The sequence below is a fragment of the Faecalibacterium hattorii genome, from assembly GCF_003287455.1.
Classification (GTDB): Bacteria; Bacillota; Clostridia; order Oscillospirales; family Ruminococcaceae; genus Faecalibacterium; species Faecalibacterium hattorii.
Map to the genome: position 1 here is coordinate 22890 of NZ_PRLC01000020.1, position 20968 is coordinate 43857.

19 protein-coding genes are annotated in these 20968 nt (G+C 61.8%); 4 read left to right on the forward strand and 15 right to left on the reverse strand.

Going from position 1 to position 20968, the window contains the following annotated elements; translation table 11 throughout:
- Positions 1-7: 7 nt before the first annotated feature.
- The 4 genes from C4N23_RS12320 (at position 8) to C4N23_RS12335 (ending at position 6469) form a co-directional block, all read left to right on the forward strand.
- A complete protein-coding gene (locus C4N23_RS12320; RefSeq protein WP_112146354.1) occupies positions 8-1939 on the forward strand; it encodes a hypothetical protein in 1932 nt (643 codons plus the stop codon).
- Between the two features lie 26 nt (positions 1940-1965).
- Positions 1966-2946, forward strand: coding sequence for a trigger factor (tig, locus tag C4N23_RS12325; protein ID WP_112146356.1), 981 nt, complete (start codon positions 1966-1968; stop codon positions 2944-2946).
- Between the two features lie 4 nt (positions 2947-2950).
- The gene (locus tag C4N23_RS12330; RefSeq protein WP_112146358.1) at positions 2951-4216 is read left to right on the forward strand and encodes a 4Fe-4S dicluster domain-containing protein; all 1266 of its coding nucleotides are present in this window, start codon (positions 2951-2953) and stop codon (positions 4214-4216) included.
- A gap of 213 nt (positions 4217-4429) precedes the next feature.
- Positions 4430-6469: an ABC transporter substrate-binding protein gene (locus C4N23_RS12335; protein WP_112146360.1), complete on the forward strand. Its 2040-nt coding sequence runs from the start codon at positions 4430-4432 to the stop codon at positions 6467-6469.
- A 55-nt stretch (positions 6470-6524) separates the two neighbouring features.
- Here the strand turns inward: C4N23_RS12335 and C4N23_RS12340 are convergent, their stop codons facing one another.
- The 15 genes from C4N23_RS12340 to C4N23_RS12410 all read right to left on the reverse strand — a co-directional run bounded on the left by C4N23_RS12340 (position 6525) and on the right by C4N23_RS12410 (position 20827).
- Positions 6525-7388, reverse strand: a complete 864-nt coding sequence (locus C4N23_RS12340; RefSeq protein ID WP_112146362.1) for a hypothetical protein — start codon at positions 7386-7388, stop codon at positions 6525-6527.
- A complete protein-coding gene (locus C4N23_RS12345; protein WP_055189884.1) occupies positions 7382-8110 on the reverse strand; it encodes an ABC transporter ATP-binding protein in 729 nt (242 codons plus the stop codon). The genes C4N23_RS12340 and C4N23_RS12345 overlap by 7 nt, the downstream gene beginning before the upstream one ends.
- Entirely contained in the window at positions 8103-8483 is a 381-nt protein-coding gene (locus tag C4N23_RS12350) for a GntR family transcriptional regulator (protein ID WP_055189882.1), read from the reverse strand. Before C4N23_RS12350 ends, C4N23_RS12345 begins: the two co-directional genes overlap by 8 nt.
- A 175-nt stretch (positions 8484-8658) precedes the next feature.
- On the reverse strand, positions 8659-10809 hold the full coding sequence (locus C4N23_RS12355; RefSeq protein WP_112146364.1) for a polyribonucleotide nucleotidyltransferase: 2151 nt from the start codon (positions 10807-10809) through the stop codon (positions 8659-8661).
- Between the two features lie 213 nt (positions 10810-11022).
- Positions 11023-11277, reverse strand: coding sequence for a 30S ribosomal protein S15 (gene rpsO, locus C4N23_RS12360; RefSeq protein WP_005933138.1), 255 nt, complete (start codon positions 11275-11277; stop codon positions 11023-11025).
- A gap of 145 nt (positions 11278-11422) precedes the next feature.
- The gene (gene ribF / locus C4N23_RS12365) at positions 11423-12364 is read right to left on the reverse strand and encodes a riboflavin biosynthesis protein RibF (protein WP_112146366.1); all 942 of its coding nucleotides are present in this window, start codon (positions 12362-12364) and stop codon (positions 11423-11425) included.
- A 22-nt stretch (positions 12365-12386) separates the two neighbouring features.
- A complete protein-coding gene (gene truB / locus C4N23_RS12370) occupies positions 12387-13271 on the reverse strand; it encodes a tRNA pseudouridine(55) synthase TruB (RefSeq protein ID WP_055189875.1) in 885 nt (294 codons plus the stop codon).
- Entirely contained in the window at positions 13271-14248 is a 978-nt protein-coding gene (locus C4N23_RS12375; protein WP_242983795.1) for a DHH family phosphoesterase, read from the reverse strand. Before C4N23_RS12375 ends, truB begins: the two co-directional genes overlap by 1 nt.
- Positions 14249-14276: 28 nt before the next feature.
- The gene (gene rbfA, locus C4N23_RS12380) at positions 14277-14654 is read right to left on the reverse strand and encodes a 30S ribosome-binding factor RbfA (RefSeq protein ID WP_055189871.1); all 378 of its coding nucleotides are present in this window, start codon (positions 14652-14654) and stop codon (positions 14277-14279) included.
- A gap of 29 nt (positions 14655-14683) precedes the next feature.
- On the reverse strand, positions 14684-17131 hold the full coding sequence (infB, locus tag C4N23_RS12385) for a translation initiation factor IF-2 (RefSeq protein WP_112146370.1): 2448 nt from the start codon (positions 17129-17131) through the stop codon (positions 14684-14686).
- Positions 17128-17508, reverse strand: a complete 381-nt coding sequence (locus C4N23_RS12390) for a L7Ae/L30e/S12e/Gadd45 family ribosomal protein (protein ID WP_112146372.1) — start codon at positions 17506-17508, stop codon at positions 17128-17130. Before C4N23_RS12390 ends, infB begins: the two co-directional genes overlap by 4 nt.
- Positions 17495-17791, reverse strand: a complete 297-nt coding sequence (gene rnpM / locus C4N23_RS12395; protein WP_055189867.1) for an RNase P modulator RnpM — start codon at positions 17789-17791, stop codon at positions 17495-17497. Before rnpM ends, C4N23_RS12390 begins: the two co-directional genes overlap by 14 nt.
- Before the next feature lie 32 nt (positions 17792-17823).
- Positions 17824-18939: a transcription termination factor NusA gene (gene nusA / locus C4N23_RS12400; protein WP_055189866.1), complete on the reverse strand. Its 1116-nt coding sequence runs from the start codon at positions 18937-18939 to the stop codon at positions 17824-17826.
- 31 nt (positions 18940-18970) lie between these two features.
- Positions 18971-19462, reverse strand: a complete 492-nt coding sequence (locus C4N23_RS12405; RefSeq protein ID WP_055189864.1) for a ribosome maturation factor RimP — start codon at positions 19460-19462, stop codon at positions 18971-18973.
- Between the two features lie 123 nt (positions 19463-19585).
- On the reverse strand, positions 19586-20827 hold the full coding sequence (locus tag C4N23_RS12410; protein WP_055189862.1) for an aminopeptidase: 1242 nt from the start codon (positions 20825-20827) through the stop codon (positions 19586-19588).
- Between the last annotated feature and the right edge of the window lie 141 nt (positions 20828-20968).

Genomic DNA, 20968 nt, shown 5'->3' on the forward strand with positions numbered 1-20968 from the left:
TTGTCTTATGCCAAAAACACTTTCTTCCCAACAAGCAAAACCCGCCCTCTCCCTGTGGAGCAAGGGCGGCATCGGCCTTGGCCTCGGCGCGCTGGCGCTGGTGGTCATTGGCCTTGTCTTCCCCACCGGGGGGGCCTTCTTTCCGCTGGTGAGCCTGTGGTGCAGCTGCGTGCTCTTTTACGGGGCGCTGTGGGTGCTGCGGGTGGCCCATGTGGAACTGAACTTCTTCCACCGGGCCGTCCTCGTCGGCCTCTGGGCCGCAGCGGTGCTCTACTTCTACTGGGCGCTGGGGCGGCGGCAGTTCATCTATGCGTGGGACTACGTCAACTACATCGTCAAGCAGTACAGCGCCGAGACCGCCTTTGCCCAAGGCCCGGCGGCGGGGTTCGCGTACATCTTCGGTTCCTTTGCCGATGACTACACCAACTTCATCACCCTCTTCACCGAGTTTCCCTTCTGCCTGACGGCCCGCACCGGCGACAGCTACGCTTTCGCGCAGGTGTTCTGCGTGCTGCCTACCCTGATGGTCCTGCTGGCGGGCCTGACCGTGAAGATCGGCCAGATGCTCCATGTGAAGAACCGGTTCTACCATTTCCTCATCGGCTTTTCGTGGGTGCTGACCTTCCCGTTTCTGCGGATGAGCGCCATGCTGGCCCAGCCGGACTGGTTCGGCCTCATCTTCGCCTTTGCCATCCTGCTGCTGACGCTGGACTACCGGTTCGAGAAGCTGGAGCCGGGGCGGTTCGCCCTCATCTTCCTCGCCACTGCGGCCATCATCCTGACCCGCCGGTGGTATCTGTACTTTGTGGTGGGCTATTACTTCTCCTATGCGCTGCTCCTTTTCGTCAGCAGCGGTAAGCTCGCCAAAGCCGGGGACAAGGCGCTGGCCCTGCGCCGGGTGCGCAACCTTGTGCTGTTCGGCCTGTGTGCCATGGTGGCCATGGTGGCCCTGCTCTGGCCCATGGTCAGCAAGATTCTGGCCTTCGATTATTCCGACCGCTATTCTTACTACAATGTGGGCGGCCTTGTCACCGAGCTGTATTACCACGCAATGCGCACTGGTCTGCTGAACTTCGTGCTCATCCTGTTCGGGTTCTGGCTCTGCTTCCGGCGGAAGCTCTTCGCCCTGCCCGCGCTGGCCCTGAGCGAGCTGGCCCTGAGCATGGTGCTCTTCACGCGGGTGCAGAACTCCGGCTCCCATCAGATGCTGCTCTACCTGCCCGCCTACGTCATCCTCTTCTTGGTAGGTGCCGCCGGGCTGGCCGAGAGCATCGACAAGTTCAAGGTGCCCAAGCTCTGCTACTGGGCCTTTACCTTGGTGTTCGCCGTGTCGGTGCGCTGCTCGCCGCTGACGGTCATGGCCCTGCCGGAGCTGGTCATCCACACCATCCATCCGGCCAGCCTGACCGAGTACATGCACTTCGACGAGCTGACCTATGACCGGAAGGACCTCAGCCAGATCCAAGCCGTCACCGAGTGGCTCACGGCCCACCTCGGCGAGGGCGACACCGCGTACATGATCCCCGACGACATGCTGTACAACCCCGGCCATCTGCGGAACTGTATGCTGCCGGAACACCCGCTGGACGGCAAACTGCCGGACAGCTTCTCGGTGCCGGGCACCCACACCTTCCCCATGGGCTTCTTTGAGGCGAAGTATGTCATCACGGCGGACCCCTTCCCCTCAACGCTGGCCCCGGATACGGAGCTGGGCCATAGGTTCAACGCCAAGTTCATCCAGCTGCGGGACGAGACCCACACCCTCGCCGCCACCTTCGATATGGGCAACGGCTACACCTTCTCCATCTGGGAGCGGGTCGAAGCCCCCACCCGCGAGGAAGTGGAGACCTATCTGCACGTCTTCGACGCCGAAAACGCCCAGTATCCCGAAATGTTCTCGCAGGTCACGGAAGGCTGGCTGGCCGCACACGGACTGTAAATGAACGTCAAAAGGAGTATTACAAAATGGAGAGTAATCAGAACAATATCCCCGAAGTTAAGCTCGGCCAGTACAAGGGGCTGGCCGTCACCCGCCATGTGCGCGGCCTTTCGGAAAAGGCGCTGGACATCGAGATGGTCCACCAGACCCGGCTCCATGCCTCCTACCACAACTCCGAGGAGGGTGCCAAGCGCGGCAGCCGCGTCCTGCTGGATTTTGCGGGCTTCATGGACGGCAAGGAGATCCCCGACAGCCGGATGGAAAAGGTCATGGTCGTGCTGGGCGACGGCAAGCTGATGCCCGCCGCCGAGGATGCCATCTACGGCCACAAAGCCGGGGAGACCTTCCGGTTCGACTTCATCTACCCCGCCGAGTTCCGGGTGCCGGAGCTTTCCGGCAAGACGGCTCAGTTCGAGATCAAGCTGCACTCGGTGGCCGAAAAGACCACCCCGGAGCTGACGGAGGACTTCGCCAAATCGCTGGGCTATGCCTCCCTCGCCGCCATGCGGGAGGCTGTCCGCGCCAAGAAGATGAAGATCCACGAGGACGCCGCCGACCGCGCCGCCGGGCAGAAGCTGCTGGAGATGGCCGGGGCCAACCTGACCGTCGCCGTTCCGGAAGCGGCACTGGACCGCGCCGCCGACAACGAGATGAAGCTGCTCACCCAGCGGCTCTCCCGCAGCGGCATCAGCATGGAGCAGCACTGCAAGAACAGCCGCACCACCGCCGACGCCCTCCGTGCCGGTTACCGCGCCGATGCGGAGCGGAAGATCCGCACCATGTATGCGGCCCGCGCCATCGCCGAGGCCGAGGGCATCACCGTCCGCACCGAGGAGGTCAACAACGAATACCGCCGCCTCTCCGTCCAGCAGGACACCCCGGAGGCCGATATCCGCCGCGTGCTCACCCCGGAGACGGTGGCCGCCGCCCTCGCCGCCCAGAAGGTCCAGCGCTTTTTGCTGGACAACGCCGTCGTGGCCTCGGTCATGGACGCTGATAAGGAGTGATTCGATGAGTATCTTTACGCGCTACGCCATGGATGCGCTGATGAAGACCACCCACCCGGAGATCAACCGCAAGCAATGCTGGAACCTCCACCCTCACCGCACCCCCTGCACCGCCTGTAAGGACATCTGCCCCTACGGTGAGGAGATCTTCACCCGCCCGAACCTCGTCAAGGACTGGGATCCCTGCACCGACTGCGGCCTCTGTGTTTCGGTGTGCCGCAGCGGCTGCATCGCCCCCTCGCCCGAACAGGTTCAGCGGGACACTGCCCCCGCCGACAACGACAACGATACCGTCTGGATCGGCTGCGAGAAGAGCACCCGCAAGAACACCCTCGTCCGCTCCTGTGTGTCGGCGCTGTCGTGGGAGGCGCTGGCCTACCTTGCCCTGAACAAGAAGGTCGTGCTGGACCTGACCCCCTGCGGCGAGTGCGAGAACGACATTTGCGCCGAGCACCTGCGCAAGGAGCTGACCCGGCTGGTGGAATTTTTCGGCCAGCCCCTCTTCGAGGCCCGCTTTACGCTGGCCTACGAGCAGGACGAGGCCCCCTTCCACAACAAGGAATACTCCCGCCGCGAGATGATGGAGCAGGTGACTGCCGGCTCCAAGGCGGGCACCAAGCAGCTGCTGCGGATGCTGCCGGGTCTGCGCAGCGACGATGAGAGCGCGGTGGATTTCCGCCTGATGCTCCACCAGCGCACCAAGCAGCTCAAAGCCGTCAGCAAGACCCCGCTGAAGTACGGCTACCACCTGCCCAACTTTACCGAGAAGTGCTTCGCCTGCGGCCGGTGCGAGAAGGCGTGCCGCGCCGGGGCCATCAAGTTTGAGGACCTGCCCGACGGCCAGACCCGCGCCGTCATCACCCCGTGGAAGTGCAGCGAGTGCGGCGTCTGCGTCGCCACCTGCTCCAACGGCGGGCTGGACGGGCTGAAGCTCCGCCAGCTCACCACCCTCGGCCCGGTCAGCGTCTACAAGTGCACCAAGACCCTCTGCAGCGAGTGCGGCAAGCCCATCGCGCCGGGCTGCAAGGACGGCATCTGCTCGGTCTGCCGCATCAAGATCCGCACCAAGAAGCGGCAGGAGGAGGCTGTAGCCAAGGCCAAGGAGCGCCAAGCCGAACGGGAGGCCAAGCGCGCCGCCGAGGAAGCCGCCAAGGCGCTGGCCGAGGAGGTCAAGGCAGAAGAAACAGCCGCCGCCGAGACCGCAGCGGCCCCTGCTGCCGCAGAAACCGCCCAGACCGCAGAGCCCATCGCAAATATTGTAAAAGAGTGATCCTTGGCAGATTCGAAAAAGAATTGACGCCGGGGCGAAACAATGCTATACTTTCTGTAACCACACGGCTGTGGTCGGAGGTACTGGTTACAAAGGCGTAACGGATGTGTTTCCGTTACGCCTTTTTTGTCTTCCTCCCCGTTGATGGGAAACAGCGGTGCCCGGCCGTGCCGCTTTCAAAACATGAAACACGAAGAAAGAGGGATTTTTATTATGGCAACTTCGATTTCTCGCCGTCAGTTTCTCAAGGCAAGCGGTCTGGCAGCCGCAAGCGCCTGTGCAGCCGGTCTGCTGAGCAGCTGCGGCGGCGGTTCTTCTGCGGGCAGCACCGGCGGTTCCGCCTCCGGCTCCGTCGATACCACCAAGTACACCATCCTGTACTCCAGCCAGCCCGCTACCCTGAACTATCTGACCACCGCCACCGATCTGGAAATGGTCGTGGGCGCAAACTGCGTGGATACCCTCGTCGAGTACGACAACAAGGGTGTCATGCGCGAAGGTCTGGCGACCAGTTGGGACTGGGATGCCGACACCCTGACTTGGACCTTCCACCTGCGGGAGGAGAACTGGGTGGACAACAACGGCGAGGTCGTGGCCCCTGTCACCGCACAGGACTTCGTAGACGCACTGAAGTACGTCCTGACCCCGGACTACGCTTCCTCCAACGTCGGTCTGGTCACCGCCTATGTCGCCGGTGCCGAGGACTACTACAACTACTACGTCTATCTGAACAACGCCAACACCGGCGTGGTGGACGACGACGGCACCACCTACACGGCCGACGCCAGCGGCGTGGTCACCGTGACCTCTTCCGACGGCACCGCTGAGACCTACTCCCCCGTGGACTTCGACACCGTCGGCATCAAGGCCGTGGACGACCACACCCTGACCTACACCCTGACTTACGACTTCCCCGGCTTCCTGAGTCTGCTGTGCTACCTGCCCTATGAGCCCGCCTACGGCCCGCTGCTGGAAGAGATGGGCGACCAGTACGCCACCTCTGCCGAGACCATGTACAGCTGCGGCGCCTTCTATCTGGCCGAGTACGAGTCTCTGGAGACTTGGATCATGAAGAAGAACCCGGAGAACTACGACGCCGACAACGTCTTCATCGAGACCATCAGCCGCATCTACAACGCCGAGGCCGCCGTCAACGGCCCGGAGATGATCAAGCGCGGCGAGATCGACGAAGCCACCATCGGCTCCGACATCCTCGACAGCTGGCTGTCCGACGACACCACCAAGAGCATGGTCTCCATGGACCGCCCCAACACCAACTACACCTACTTCTACATGTTCAACTTCATGCCCTTCGCCCACGAGTTCTCCAACTGGAGCGTGGAGGGCGTGGACGCCGAGTATGAGCCCGAAAACTGGGCGAAGGCCATCAACAACACCAACTTCCGCAAGAGCTTTTTGTACGGCATCAACAACGCCGTCACGCTGGCGGTCTCCGCACCGGAAGGCTACGACGGCTACAAGCTGAACACGATCACCCCGCCCAGCTTCTGCGCCACCACCGACGGTGTGGACTACACCAAGTGCGGCGATCTGGCCGACATCACCGAGTTCTTCGACGAGGCCAAGGCCAAGGAGTTCCGCGACGCTGCCGTAGAGGAGCTGACCGCACAGGGCGTCACTTTCCCCATCAAGGTCCAGCTGCCCTACAACCCCTCCTCGACCGATTGGGACAAGCAGTGTCAGGTCTTCAAGCAGCAGTTGGAGGGCGTGCTGAACGACGGCTTCGACTTCATCGATGTCGTCATCACCGAGGGCCCGGCCGACAGCTTCCTGTCTGCAGTCCGCCGCAACGGCAAGTTCGAGTTCCTGCTCTGCAACTGGGGCGCCGACTACTCCGATCCGGAGACCGAGACCGACCCGTTCTATCAGGCTGAGGGTTCCCGCGGAATGCGCTACGCTTATCTGCGCACCGGCGTGGAGGACGGCTTCATCACCGGCGACACCGCCGATGCCATCATGAAGTACATGACCTCCATCGAGGCCGCCAAGCAGATCACCGACGACATCGGCGCCCGTTATAAGGCTTTCGCGGATGCCGAGGCCCTGCTCATCAATAACGCGCTGGTCATCCCCCGCGGCATGAGCGTGCCCGCCTACCTCGCCACCCGCCTGAACTACTGGGAGGGTCAGTACGCTTCCACCGGCTTCTCCAACAAGCGCCTGAAGGGCATCCATGTCCTCGACCACTACATCTCCATGGAGGAGTACGAGGCCAACCGCGACGCCCGCTGATCTCTGACATCTGACAAAAATGGCTTCCGGCACAAGGCCGGAAGCCATTTTTTTGTTATTCGAGATTCAGTTTATGTTTCATCAGCCAGCGGGTCAGGCAGAAGTAGACCGCCGCAATGGCCACAGTGAAGACGAAGCAGAACAGGCAGCTGGCCCCCTGCCCGAAGGCCGCCGCTATATAGTGCATCACCGGGGCCCCCTCGCTGCCGTTCGAAACATCCACGAGCTTGTAGGTCACATCCACGAACAGGGCCGCATCGTTCGTGCCCAGCAGCTTATCGATTTGGTTCTCCACGATGTTCATCCCGATGAAAGCGAGGATGCCCGCCACCATCGTCTGCTTCTTGAACTGGTGGGCGATCATACAGGCGGCGTAGACGCAGAGGATGAGGCTGGCCAGCCGGGCCAGATTGATGAGGATGGTCCACACCATTGCCACCCAAAACTCCGGGCCCAGCTCCTCGTACAGCATCTGCCACAGCTGCTTCCATCTGTCCCAACTCAATGTGCCGAGAACTTCCGCGTCCAGCACACCGATGCTGACCATCACCGTGATGCAGACGACACCCACAAGGCCGCTGCACAGCACCCAGACCATGCTGGTGAGGAGCTTGGAGAGGATGAGCTGGGTCTCGGTCACGGGCAGGGTGTGCATCAGGTAGCCCTCCCGGCCCAGCAGGTTCCGGCAGAACCGCTGCACCGTGTTCACGAAGCAAAGCACCGCGATGGCAAGGATGACCGAGACATACACGATCATCAGAATCACTTGGAGATTCTGGAAGCTTGTGCTGTGGGCCAGCGCGTGTTCCTGCCGGAAGGTCACCCCCAGCACCACGCTCAACAGCGCCAGCGCCAGATACAGCCCGAAATACAGGCGTTTCGTGGCCTTGAACTCATATTTCAGCAATTGTTTCAGCATTTGAATACCTCCCGGAAATACGCATCGACGCTCATGCCTTCAGTCTCGCGGATGTCATCCACGGCGCGGTGGGCAAAGATCTTGCCGTCCTTCAGGAAAACGGCCTCGTCCAGCACCGGCTCGATGTCCTCGATGAGGTGGGTGGAAATGACCACCGTTGCGTCCTTGCTGTAGTTGGAAATGATGGTGTTCAGGATATAGTCCCGCGCGGCGGGGTCCACGCCGCCGATGGGCTCATCCAGCAGGTAGAGCTTGGCGGCGCGGCTCATGGCCAGCACCAGTTGGACCTTTTCCTTATTGCCTTTGGAAAGGGTCTTGAGCCGGGCCTTGGGGTCGATGTTCAGCCGGGCCAGCATTTCGTTGGCCTTGGCGGCATCGAAGCCGATGTAAGCTTTGGCTTCGCTGGGGGTGCCGTAGAAATCGCGGAACATGTTCACCAGCTCCTCCACCCGCATCCAATCGGGCAGCCAGTCGGCATCCGGCAGGTAGGAGACGATCTCCTTCGTCTCCGGGCCGGGGGTCATGCCCGCGATTTTGAGGACGCCCGCACTGGGCTGCAACAGACCGTTCGCCAGCTTGATGAGGGTCGTTTTGCCGCTGCCGTTGGGCCCCAGCAGCCCCACGATGCGGCCAAAATCGAGGCTCAGGTCGATATTGTCCAGCGCCGTCTTCTCTTTGCCGTAGGTCTTGGACAGGTGCTCACAGGTCAATACTTTACTCATGCTGTTCTCCCTCCGTTTCGTTCCAGCGCTCCAGCAATTCCGTAGTCTGCTGGGGCGTATAGCCGATGCTGCGCATCTTTTCTAAAAATTCAGCGGCCATGTTCCGGGCGGCCTCGGCCCGCAGCTGTTCGATCAATTCCGTGTCCTCCGTTACAAAACGGCCATTGGTCCGCTCGGTGCGGACAAGGCCCTCGGCTTCCAGTTGGGCCAGCGCCCGCTGCATCGTGTTGGGGTTGACCCCCGCTGCCGCGGCAAGGTCGCGCACCGAATCGAGGTGGCCGCCGGGCGGGTAGGTGCCCGCTAAGATCTTGGCTTTCAGCCGCTCCACCAGCTGCGCGTAAATCGGGCGGCTGGCATCAAACTGTTCGCTCATCTCTGTCTCTCCTTGTGTCATTGTGTTAAGCGCTTAATACAATAATATACCGTTTTGGATTTTTGTCAAGGGGTTTCCGCCAAAATTTCAAAAAAACGCAAAAAGCCCCCGGAAGGGCAGACAGCGTACGCTGTGCTTCCCCTCCGGGGGCTATCGTATGCAGTTTTCGGGGCGCTTAGTTCTGTTCCTGCTGCTGGGCAGCCTTCTTGGCTTCGAGGGCCAGAATGGCGTCGCGGCGGCTCAGGTTGATGCGGCCCTGCTGGTCGATGTCGGTGACCTTGACCACGATGGCGTCGCCCACAGCAACCACATCCTCCACCCGCTCGACCCGCTTGGTGTCCAGCTTGGAGATGTGGACGAGGCCTTCCTTGCCCGGTGCGATCTCAACGAAGGCGCCGAAGTTCATCAGGCGGGTGACCTTGCCCTTGTAGATGGCACCGATCTCCGGGTCCTCCACGATGGTCTTGATGGTGAAGATGGCGCGCTTTGCGTCCTCCTGATCCACCGCGGAGACGAAGACGTGGCCGTCCTCCTGCACGTCGATCTTGCAGTTGCAGGTGGCGCAGATGTCCTGAATGACCTTGCCGCCCTTGCCGATGACGTCCTTGATCTTGTCGGTGGGGATCATCATGCTGAACATCTTGGGAGCCCAGCGGCTCAGCTCGTGGCGCGGCTCGGCAATGACGGGCTTGATGATCTCATCGAGGATGTACAGGCGGCCCTTGCGGCACTTCTCGAAGGCCTCGGCGATGATATCGTAGGTCAGGCCGTCGATCTTGATGTCCATCTGGATGGCGGTGATGCCCTTGCGGGTGCCGCCCACCTTGAAGTCCATATCGCCGTGGAAGTCCTCCACGCCCTGAATGTCCAGCATGGTCATCCAGCGGTCACCCTCGGTGATCAGGCCGCAGGAGATGCCCGCGACCGGAGCCTTGATGGGCACACCGGCGTCCATCAGAGCCAGCGTGGAGCCGCAGATGGAAGCCTGAGAGGTGGAACCGTTGGAAGAGAGGACCTCGGACACGCAGCGGATGGTGTAGGGGAACTCCTCCAGAGAGGGCAGCACGGGCACGAGAGCGCGCTCCGCCAGTGCGCCGTGGCCGATCTCGCGGCGGCCGGGGCTGCGGGGTGCGCGGGCCTCGCCGACGGAGTACGGCGGGAAGTTGTAGTGGTGGATGTAGCGCTTGGTCTGCTCGTCGGTCAGGTCATCCATGAGCTGATTGTCCTTGGTGCCGCCGAGGGTGCAGGTGGTGAGCACCTGCGTCTGGCCGCGGGTGAACATGCCGGAGCCATGGACGCGGGGCAGGATGCCGACTTCGGCAGCCAGCGGGCGGATCTCGTTGATGCCGCGGCCATCCACGCGCTTGCCCTCATCCAGCAGCCAGCGGCGGACGACGTACTTCTGCATCTTGTAGCTGACGAGGTCGAGGTCGGCGTCGGTCAGGTCGGGATACTCCTCGGCGATCTTGTCCATGATGGGCAGCAGAGCGGCGTCGCGCACGTTCTTGTCGTCGGTATCCATGGCAGCCTTGAAGTCGTCGAGGTACTTGTTCTGGATGGCGTGGTAGACGTCCATATCCAGACCGACGACTTGGAAGTCGATCTTCGGCTTGCCGCGCTCGGCAACGATCTGGTTGATGAAGGTGATGATCTTCTTGATCTCCACGTGAGCGGCCTTGATGGCGTTCAGCATGGTGTCCTCATCCACCTCGTTGGCACCGGCCTCGATCATGACGATCTTATCCATGGTGGCGGCAACGGTCAGGGCGAGGTCACTCTTCTTGCGCTGCTCCTGCGTGGGGTTCAGGACGATCTCGCCGTCCACCAGACCCACCTGCACACCGCCGATGGGGCCGTTCCAAGGGATCTCAGACACGGCGGTGACGAGGGATGCGCCGATCATGCCGGCGATCTCCGGGCTGCAATCGGGGTCAAGGCTCATGACGGTCATGGTGATGCAGACATCGTTGCGCATCTCCTTGGGGAACAGCGGGCGCATGGGGCGGTCCACCACGCGGCTGGTGAGGATGGCGCGCTCACCGGGGCGGCCCTCGCGGCGCATGAAGCTGCCGGGGATGCGGCCAGCGGCGTAGAGCTTTTCCTCATACTCCACGTTCAGGGGGAAGAAATCCACACCTTCGCGGGGCTTGGGGCTCATGACGACGTTGCACATCACGCAGGTCTCGCCGTAGCGGATCAGGGCGCTTGCGTTGGACAGTCCGCACATCTTGCCCATCTCTGCCTTGAACAGGCGGCCGGCCAGCGTGGTCTCGTAGACCTTGTAGTTCTCAAAGGTCTCCTTACGGGAACCAAATTCGATTGCCATTTGGTTTGCCTCCTTTGTCCTTTTAGCGGTTTTTATCTTCCAAAAGGCTGCCCGCCGCGCATCATAGCAATAAATCCAGCGCCCGTGCCGCTGCCCCAAAAAGGCTTTGCACAGGCGTTCGATTTACTGCTGCAACACGCAGCAGCGGCCGTTTGTTCCACAAAAAAGCAAAGGGCAAGCACCACATACGCGGTACCTGCCCTCTGTTTTCTATTACTTACGCAGACCCAGAGTTGCGATCAGAGCACGGTAACGCTCGATGTCCTTCTTCTGGAGGTAGGCCAGCAGATTGCGGCGGCGGCCAACCATCTTCATCAGACCACGGCGGCTGTGGTGATCGTTCGGGTTCTTCTTCAGGTGCTCATTCAGCTCGTTGATGTGAGCGGTCAGCAGAGCGACCTGAACTTCGGGGGAGCCAGTATCCTTCTCGGTCAGAGCGACTTTGGCCATAACTTCCTGCTTGTTCATAGTAACAGTACCTCTTTATAAAATTTTATTTGCCGGCGGCACAGAATGCGGGAAAACGGTACTCCCGGAAACGGGCATACTCCCAGCCCCGTGCTGCGGTAACAAACTTAGTATAACAGAACCGGATGTAAAATGCAAGAAAAATTTATCCATTCTGTGCTTTCTTTTCCGGTTTTGCGAAATATTCCTGCGCCCGCCGGGCTGCATGGTGGATGCAGTCCTTCAGCTCCTCCAGCGAGTCGAACTTTTTGCTGGGGCTGAGGTAGGCGTGGAACTCCACCACCGGGTCGGCACCGTAGAGGTCGCCGGAGAAGCCGGGGATGAAGGTCTCGCAGGTCACTTTGGAGGTGTCGTTGTTCACCGTGGGCCGGGTGCCCAGCCCGGTGGCCGAGGGATACCACTTCTCCCCGATCTTGGTGCGGGTGATATAGATGCCGAAGCGCGGCAGCTGGAACCCCTGCGGATAGATCTGGTTGATGGTGGGCACCCCCAGCGTGTGCCCCAGCCCCGCGCCGTGCTGCACCGCAAAGCGGATGGCGTAGGGCATCCCCAGCATGGCATTGGCCGCCGGGATGTCGCCGCCCTCCAGCGCGGTGCGGATGCGGGTGGAGGACACCGGCTTTTCCTCAAACTGGGTCATGGGCACCACGACGACCTCCACCCCCAGTGGGGCGCAGAGCCTGCGCAGCAGGTCGGGGGTACCGGCCGCCTTGGCCCCGAAGGTGAAGTTCTCGCCGCAGAACAGTGCCTTGGCTTGGCAGTCCTGCACGATGCCGTACACGAACTGTTCCGGCGTCATGGCGCGGATCTCCTCGAACTGGGGGCAGAGGTAATACTCCACCCCAAGGCTGGCGATCAGGGCGTGCTTGTCCTCGGTGGAGAGCAGACGCTTGCCCTTCATTTTGTTGTCGGCGGGCAGTTGGAAGGTGAACACCGCCGGTGCCGCGCCGTGGGCCTTGGCCCATGCCACAGCCCCGTCGATCACCGCACGGTGGCCGATGTGGATGCCGTCAAAAAAGCCCATGGCGACGGCGGTGCCGCCTTCGTGTTCCAGCGCCAGCGGCGAAAGAGAGGATAGGATCTGCATTGGATTTTCGTTCCTTTTTCTATCAGTTTCGCTCCACAAAGAGCTTTTCGACCTTGAGCACCCCGCCCACGATGTTGGCAAGGCCCAAGAACTGCCCGGCCTCGTTCCGGACGCGGTAGCGCCCGTCGGCGGCGGGGTAGCGGCTGGTGGGGCAGCCGTTGTAGAGGTGCTGTTCCACCTTGGGGGCCACCGTCAGCAGCGGGAGCGATCCGAACACGCTCTCCACCGGGAGCATCAGCGCTTCCAGCGCGGCGGGGCCTTCGTTCTTGGCCGCTTGGATCTCTTCCAGCGTGTGCGCATCGGCCTCGGTGTAAACGCCAGCAGCCACCCGGCGCAGCGCGCTCATAGTGCCCTTCTGGCCCATGGCGGCGGCAATGTCCTCCAGCAGCACCCGGATATAGGTACCCTTGGAGCAGCGTACCGTCAGCTCGTATTCGTTCTCCGCCGGGCTGCCGCCGTACTCTAGGCTGAAGATTTCGATGGGGCGGGCTTTCCGCTCCACCTCGATGCCCTGCCGCGCCATTTTGTAGAGCGGCTGGCCGTTGATCTTGACCGCCGAGTACATGGGCGGCGTCTGCATCTGGGTGCCGACGAACTGCGGGAGGACTTCCAGCAGCTCCTTCTCCCCTGCCGTGACCGGGGCCGTTTCCAGCACGGTGCCGGTCACGTCGCCGGTGTCGGTCCGCGCACCCAGCTTGAGCACGGCGCGGTAGGCCTTGGTGTGGTCGAGCTGCAGGTCAACGGCCTTGCTGGCCCCGCCGCAGAACACCGGAAGCACCCCGGTGGCCATGGGGTCCAGCGTGCCGCTGTGGCCCAGCTTCCGGGTGCCGAGGATGCCCCGCAGCTTGGCGATGACGTCAAAGCTGGTCCAGTCCGTCGGCTTATCGACGATGAGAATGCCCTGCATTATGCGCCCTCCTGCGGCGCATCCAGCACCGCTTCCACCTCGGCGAGGATGGCGCTCTTGGTGTTGTCGAGGTTGCCCAGCAGTTCACAGCCCGCTGCGCGGGTGTGGCCGCCGCCGCCCAGACGCTTGGCGATCTCGCACGCATCCACGCCCTTGGCAGTGCGCACGCTGATGCGGTAGCTGCCGCCGGGCTGCTGGCGCAGGGTCAGGCCCACCTTGACGCCCTCGATGCTGATGGGCAGCCCCGTCAGCTCTTCGAGGTCGGCGGGGTCCACTTTGCTCTGCTCGATCTCATCGCGGGTGAGGTAGATAAGGGCGCAGCGGCCATCCAGATGATATTCCAGATGGTTCCGCGCGATCCGCTCCGCCTCCATCCGCTCGCGAGGCTTGGTGTCGAAGAGCAGCGTGTTCAACTCTTCGACCCGCGCCCCTGCCTCCATGAGCTTGGCCGCGATGATGTGGGTGCGGGCCGTGGTGGAGGAGAACTTGAAGCAGCCGGTGTCGGTGGACAGGCCGGTGTACAGGCAGTTGGCCATGTGGGCCGTCAGATCCACGCCCATGGCGCAGATGACGTCGTACAGCAGCTCTGCCGCCGCAGCGGCATGGCCGTCCAGCAGGGTATATTCCGCGTAGCCGCTGTTGCCCGCGTGGTGGTCGATGCAGAGATCCACATGGCGGGAGAACTGCGGCATCCCGTTGTTTTCGCCAAAGAGCTGGACGCTTGCCACGTCCACCGCCACGACGATCTCCGGCTCGAATTCGCCCTTGTACAGGCGGGGGTTGGTAAACGCATACCGTCCGGGGATGGTGTCGGAGCAGAGCACCGCCGCTGTTTTATCCAGCGCACTGAGCGCATAGTACAGGGCACTGCCGCAGCCGATGGTATCGCCGTCCGGGTTTTTGTGGCACAGAATCAAAACGTTGTCCGCAGCAAGGAGCTTTTCGGCCATCTGCTGCACATTCAGTTGTTCTGTCATCCCATGATCCATCCTTTCCGCAAGGCTGTTATTCCTCGGTCTCCGACGGCTCTTCGCCGCCGTTCACATTCAGCTCGCGGAGCAGCTCATTGATGTGGGCTGCGTAGGCGGCACCGTCATCCTCCACGAAGATGAAGCGCGGGGCCTTGCGGATGTGCATCTTCTTGCTGACCTCGGTGCGCACATGGCCCGCCGCGCGGTTCAGCGCTTCGATGGCGGGCTTGGGGCCGTCCGGGCGGCCCATCACGCTCACGTAGACCTTTGCCACATCGAGGTCGGGCGTCACGTCCAGACGGGTGACAGTCAGCAGACCGCCCTCCAAGCGCGGGTCCTTCAGCCGCCCGATGATGGCGATGAGCTCACGCTTCATGTCTTGGGCAAGACGCCCCATATTTTTTTGAGACATTCAGTTTCTCCTCTAACATAATAAACCACTTAGTCGCGGTATTCTTCCATCTTGAAGGCCTCGTACACGTCGCCCTCCTTGACATCCGCGAACTTCGCCAGCGTAACGCCGCACTCGTAGCCCTCGGCCACTTCCTTGGCGTCGTCCTTGAAGCGCTTCAGAGATGCGATCTCGTCCTCGGTGATGACGATGCCGTCACGGACGACACGCACCTTGCTGTCGCGGGTGATCTTGCCGCTGGTGACACGGCAGCCGGCAACGGTGCCGACGTTGGAGATCTTGTAGACCTGACGGACCTGCAGCTCGCCCAGAGAGACCTCGCGGAACTTGGGAGCCAGCATACCCTTCATAGCGGCGGTGACATCGTTGATGGCATCGTAAATGACGCGGTACATCCGCATCTCGACCTTGGTGGCCGCAGCCTCTTCCTTCGCCACGTTGTCGGGGCGGACGTTGAAGCCGATGATGATGGCGTTGGAGGCGTCAGCCAGATCCACGTCGGACTTGCTGATGGCACCGACACCTGCGTGGATGACGCGGACGCGGACCTCGTCGTTGGAGATCTTTTCGAGGCTCTGCTTGACGGCCTCGGCAGAACCCTGCACATCCGCCTTGACGACGATGGCCAGCTCCTTCATATCGTTCTGGGCCATCTGGCTGAACAGGTTATCCAGCGTGACCTTCTGGAAGGCGGAGAACTGCTTCTCCTTGGCGGCAGCGATGCGCTGCTCGGCCAGCTCACGGGCCAGACGCTCGTCGGCAACGGCCTCGAACAGGTCGCCCGCTTCGGGAACGGCGGTCAGGCCGGTGATCTCCACAGGGGTGGAGGGGCCGGCATTCTCCAGCATCTGACCCTTATCGTTGCGCATGGTGCGCACGCGGCCCACGGCGGTACCGGCGATGATGACATCACCGGCGTGCAGGGTGCCGTTCTGGACCAGAATGGTGGCGATGGGGCCCTGACCCTTATCCAGACGGGCCTCCACGACAGCACCCTTGGCGCGGCGGTTGGGGTTCGCCTTCAGCTCCATGACCTCAGCTTCCAGCGCGATGCGCTCCAGCAGGTCGTTGATGCCCATGCCGGTCAGTGCGGAAACGGGGATGCAGGCGACATCGCCGCCCCAGTCCTCGGTAATGATGCCGTACTTGGTCAGGCCTTCCATGACCCGCTCCGGGTTGGCGGTGGGCTTATCCATCTTGTTCATGGCCACGATCAGCTTGACGTTGGCAGCCTTGGCGTGGTTGATGGACTCGACGGTCTGGGGCATGATGCCGTCATCGGCAGCGACGACCAGAACCGCGATATCGGTCATGTTCGCGCCGCGGGCACGCATGGAGGTGAATGCCTCGTGGCCCGGCGTGTCGAGGAAGGTGATCAGGCTGTCGTTGACCTTGACCTGATAAGCACCGATGGCCTGTGTGATGCCGCCGGCCTCGCCCGCGGTAACGTTGGTCTTGCGGATGGCGTCAAGGATACTGGTCTTGCCGTGGTCAACGTGGCCCATGACGCAGACGACCGGCGGACGCTCCACCAGATCTTCGGCGGCGTCCTCTTCCTGCGTGAACAGGCGCTCTTCGATGGTGACGTGGACTTCGTGCTCGACCTTGGCGTGGAACTCCTCCGCCAGCAGAGAAGCGGTGTCGAAATCGATGACGTCGTTGATGGCGTGCATCTCGCCCATCTGCATAAACTTGGCGATGACCTTACCGGCCTGCTGCTTCAGGCGGGCAGCCAGCTCACCGACGGTGATCTCGTCGGGGATGGAGACCTTCAGCTGCGCGTTGCGGGCCTTTTCCAGCTGGATGCGCTGCAGACGCTCGAACTCGGTCTCGCGCTTGCCCTTCTGGAACTGCTGGCGCTGGCGCTGGCCGCGCTGGGTGAACTTCTGCTTGTTGCCCTGCGGGGTCGGCTTGCGGCGGTTCTCGGTGTTCTTGGTGGAAGCCAGATCATCGTAACGAGCATCGAAACGATCCACATTGACATCCACGGTGCGGGTATCGACGGTAACCTGACTGTCCTCGCGGCGGACGGAGACGGACTGGGCCGGGGCAGCCGTTGCCTTGGCACCGGTCTCGCGGGCCAGCTCGCTCAGGGAGACGGTCTTCTCCTCGCGCTTTTTGTGCTGCTCGTTCTTCTTCTCACCGTGCTTCTTGTTATTGTTCTGGGCAGCGGGTTCGGCCTTCTTTTCGGGCTGAGCGGGCTTTTCGGCCTTGGGCTGCTCGGCCTTCTTCTCTGCCTTCTTGGGCTCAGCCTTCTTCTCCTGAACCGGCTGCTTTGCGCTGTTCAGGTATTCGGTCAGGTCGGCCACGCTGTTGTCCTTGCTGAATTTCTCCAGCAGGTAGTTCAGCTCGTTCTCCTCCAGAGTGGAGCTGTTCTTCTTGCCGGTGCTGCCCATGGCGGCCAGCTCATCGAGGACCTTCTTTGCCGAAACATTCAGGTCCTTTGCAAAATCGCTTACTTTATATTTTACGGTCATTCGCTCATATCCTCCTCATTTTTGATTGCCCCGCAGTCCGAAAGACGGTCAAAACAGAGCTTTGCGAGGTTGCGGTCGGTCACGGCGTACACCGCCACCGGTTTGCGGCTGATATCGGCCAGCCGGTCCTGCGTCAGCGGCATGGTGATCACGTCCACGAGATCACCCACTGCGTAGTTCAGCCGCTGCACGGTCTTGGCGCTGGCGTCGGATGCCACCATCACGAGCCATGCCTTGCCTTTGACGCATGCATCCTCCACGGCATCGAAGCCCATGGTCAAGGCCCCGGCCTTGCGGCAGAGGCTCACGGCCTGATACAGCGCTTCCTGCGGGGGCAGGGCGGGCTTTTCGGGGGTGTTGTTCTTATGCTTCGCCATTCTGCTCTGCCTCCTTTGCAGCACCGGCCAGCTGCGCGGCCAGTGCGTCATACACTTCGGCGGGAACCGGCTGCTCAAAGCAGCGCTCCAGCGCCTTTTTCTTCTTTGCCTTGGCCAGACAGGCCGGGTCCGGGCAGAGGTAGGCTCCGCGGCCGGGCTTTTTGCCCACGAGGTCGATGCTGATCTCGCCGCTGGGCGCACGCACCACCCGCACCAGTTCCTTTTTGGGGCGGCTGGTCATACAGCCGATGCACTGGCGGGCAGGGATCTTCTTTTGTGCCATCCGATTTCCCTCCTTCGGCGTGGGGCGGCGGATTATTCCGCAGTCTCCTCGGTCTTAGGCTGTTCTGCCTTGGGCTCTTCCTCACCGTAGTAGCCGCTTTCGGGGCGGATGTCGATGTTGTAGCCGGTCAGGCGGGCGCACAGGCGGGCGTTCTGGCCCTTGTTGCCGATGGCGAGGCTCAGCTGCTGGTCGGGAACGGTGACGCGGCAGGAGCGGGTCTCGCCGGGCAGCAGCTCGACCTTGAGGACCTTAGCGGGGCTGAGGGCAGCGGAGATGAACTCAGAGACGTCCTCGCTCCACTTCACGATGTCGATCTTCTCGCCGCCCAGCTTCTCGACCACAGCGGCCACACGGTCGCCGTGGGGGCCGATGCAGGCAGAAACGGGGTTGACGTTGGGGTCCTTGGACCAGACAGCCATCTTGGTGCGGGCACCGGCCTCGCGGCTGATGGCCTTGACTTCCACGGTGCCGTCGTAGATCTCCGGCACTTCCAGCTCGAACAGACGCTTGACCAGACCCGGATGGGTGCGGCTGATCATGACGCGGGCGCCGCGCTCGCCGCTGACGACGTCCACGACGTAGACCTGCAGGGTCTCGCCCTCGGTGTAGACCTCGCCGGGGACCTGCTCGTTGCGGGGCAGGATGGCCTCGCCGCCCTTGCCCAGATCAAGGGCCACGATGCCCTTTTCGTTGTCCACGCGGGTAACGGTGGCCTGAATGATATCGTGTGCGCGGGACTGGATCTCGCTGAGCTGCTGGCTGCGCTCGGCCTCGCGGATGCCCTGACGGATGACGTGCTTTGCAGTCTGAGCAGCGATGCGGCCGAAGTCCTTGGTCTTGAGGGGGGTCACGACGCGGTCGCCGATCTCGTAGCTCTTGCGGAGCTTCTGAGCCTCGGTCAGGCCGATCTCGGCGTGCTCGTCGTACCAATCCTCATCGGCAACGACGTTCTGCAGCAGGGCCACATTGAACTTGCCGGTGGCGGGGTCGATCTCGACCATCACATTGTCGTCCTCGACCTCGTAGTTCTTTTTGACGGCGATCACGATGGCGGCCTTGATCTTCTCGATCAGGTACTCCGCAGTGATGCCGCGCTCGTGCTCCAGCATGGAGAGAGCTTCAAAAAATTCATTATTCGCAGCTGCCATTTTTCGGGTTCCTCCTAATTTTTTCTCTTTTTCAATCAAACAGATCCTCGTCGTCGCACAGACGCACGGTGCTGGCGGCCGACGCTTCAAAGTTCACAGTGCCGTTCTCCGTCTCGACCGTAATGGTATTCCCTTCGCGGCCGGTCAGGATACCGGAAAACTCTTTGGTGCCGTATTCGTTGGCGCGGAACAGCTTCACGCTGATCTTCTGCCCCTTGACGGCCTCGTAGTGCTCCGGGCGGGTCAGTTTGCGGCCCAAACCGGGGCTGCCCACCTCCAGATAATAGCTCTGCTCAATGGGGTCTGCCTCATCGAGGATGGGGTCCAGCGCATGGGAGACATCGGCGCAGGTGTCGGTGTCCATGGTGGTGCCGTCCGTCTTGTCGATCAGGACGCGAAGATACCAGTCCGGACCTTCTTTCTCAAACACAACATCCCACAGGCGCAGCCCCATGCCCTCCACGGTGGGGCGGACAAGTGCTTCGACTCTCTGGGCGGTATTGCCGCCAGACTGCTTCGCCATAAAAAACCTCCAAACAAACAAGAAACGCGGACCTTGCGGCCCACGTTCCATAAAAGTTATATCGTACAAATAGAATATACCATACTCCGGCAAAATATGCAAGCGCTTTCGTTAAAAAAGCTGTTACAGCACCCACACTCCGTCTTTGAACAGCTCCACGGTGCGGCCGTCGCGGCACTTGCCGGTGATGTGGCTGTCTTCGGCACCGATCATGACATCCTCATGGATGGCAGACTGGTTCATGCCGCGGGCCAGCAGCTCTTCCTTGGTCAGGGCCGTGCCGCCCTCGGTGGTGCCGGGATAGCTGGCACCGAAGGCGATGTGGCAGGCCGCGTTTTCATCGAACAGGGTGCTGTAGAACAGCGCACCGCTGCGGTTGATGGGACTGGAAGCGGGCACGAGGGCCACTTCGCCGATGCTGCGGGAACCGGCGTCGGTGTCCAGCAGCTGCCCCAGCAGCTCCGCCCCCTCCTCGGCCCCGTGTTCGACGACCTTGCCATCCTGAAAGGTGACATGGAAGCCCTTGATGAGCTGGCCGTTAAAGACATAAGGCTTGGTACCGTAGACCACGCCGTTCACCTTATCCTTGTGGGGCGCGGTGAAGACCTCCTCGGTGGGGATGTTGGGCAGGAAGTCCACGCCCTTTTCGTTCTTGCTGCCGGCGCTTTCCCAGCGGGCCTTTTCGGCCAGACCCACGGTCAGGTCGGTGCCGTTGGAGCTCTGGAAGCGGACGCTTTCGAGGTCGAAGGCGTTCATCTTGTCCCGCAGGGTCATCAGACGGTCGAGATGAGCCTTCCACTCGCCCACCGGGTCGCCGCCGGTCACACGGCAGACGTCAAAGATGAGCTGCCACAGCTTTTCGATGGCGGCATCGGTGTCGAGTTCCGGGAACATCTTCTTAGCCCACGGGGCGCTGGGCATGGCGGCGATGGACCACTGGACGCGGTCGTTCATGGTGTACTCCCGCCACGGGGCCATGAAGTTCCGGTTCTCCGCATTCACGCGGCCGATCTTGCCGCTGTCCAGCCCGGCGTAGACCTCCGGGTCATCGGCCAGCAGGTGCAGCACACAGACGCCGCCCTCGCTCTCGGCGTAATCCAGATAGCGGCGCAGCTGGTAGGGCTTGTTGTCGGTCAGCGCGCTCTCACTGCCCAGCTCCATCCGGGTGCGAGAAACAGCATTGTCGCTCCAGTCCACCTGCACATCTCGTGCACCGGCCTCAAAGCCGCTGCGCACGCACAGCCGCGCCAGCGGGGCCGCTTCCAGCGGGCAGCGGATGATCAGAGTCTGGCCCGGCTGAGGGTTCACGCCCACCCGGACGATGAAATCGGCGTATTTTTTCAAAAGTTCGTTGAAGTTTTCCACGATACAGCCTCCTGCGGTGTAAAAATCGATTTGAGTCTAGTATACCTTTTTTGTGTGCCGCTGTCCACTCTTCCAAAACAAAAGACGCCTCGGCCTGTTGAAAACAGTCGAAACGTCTGGTATACTGACTTTTGAGAATGC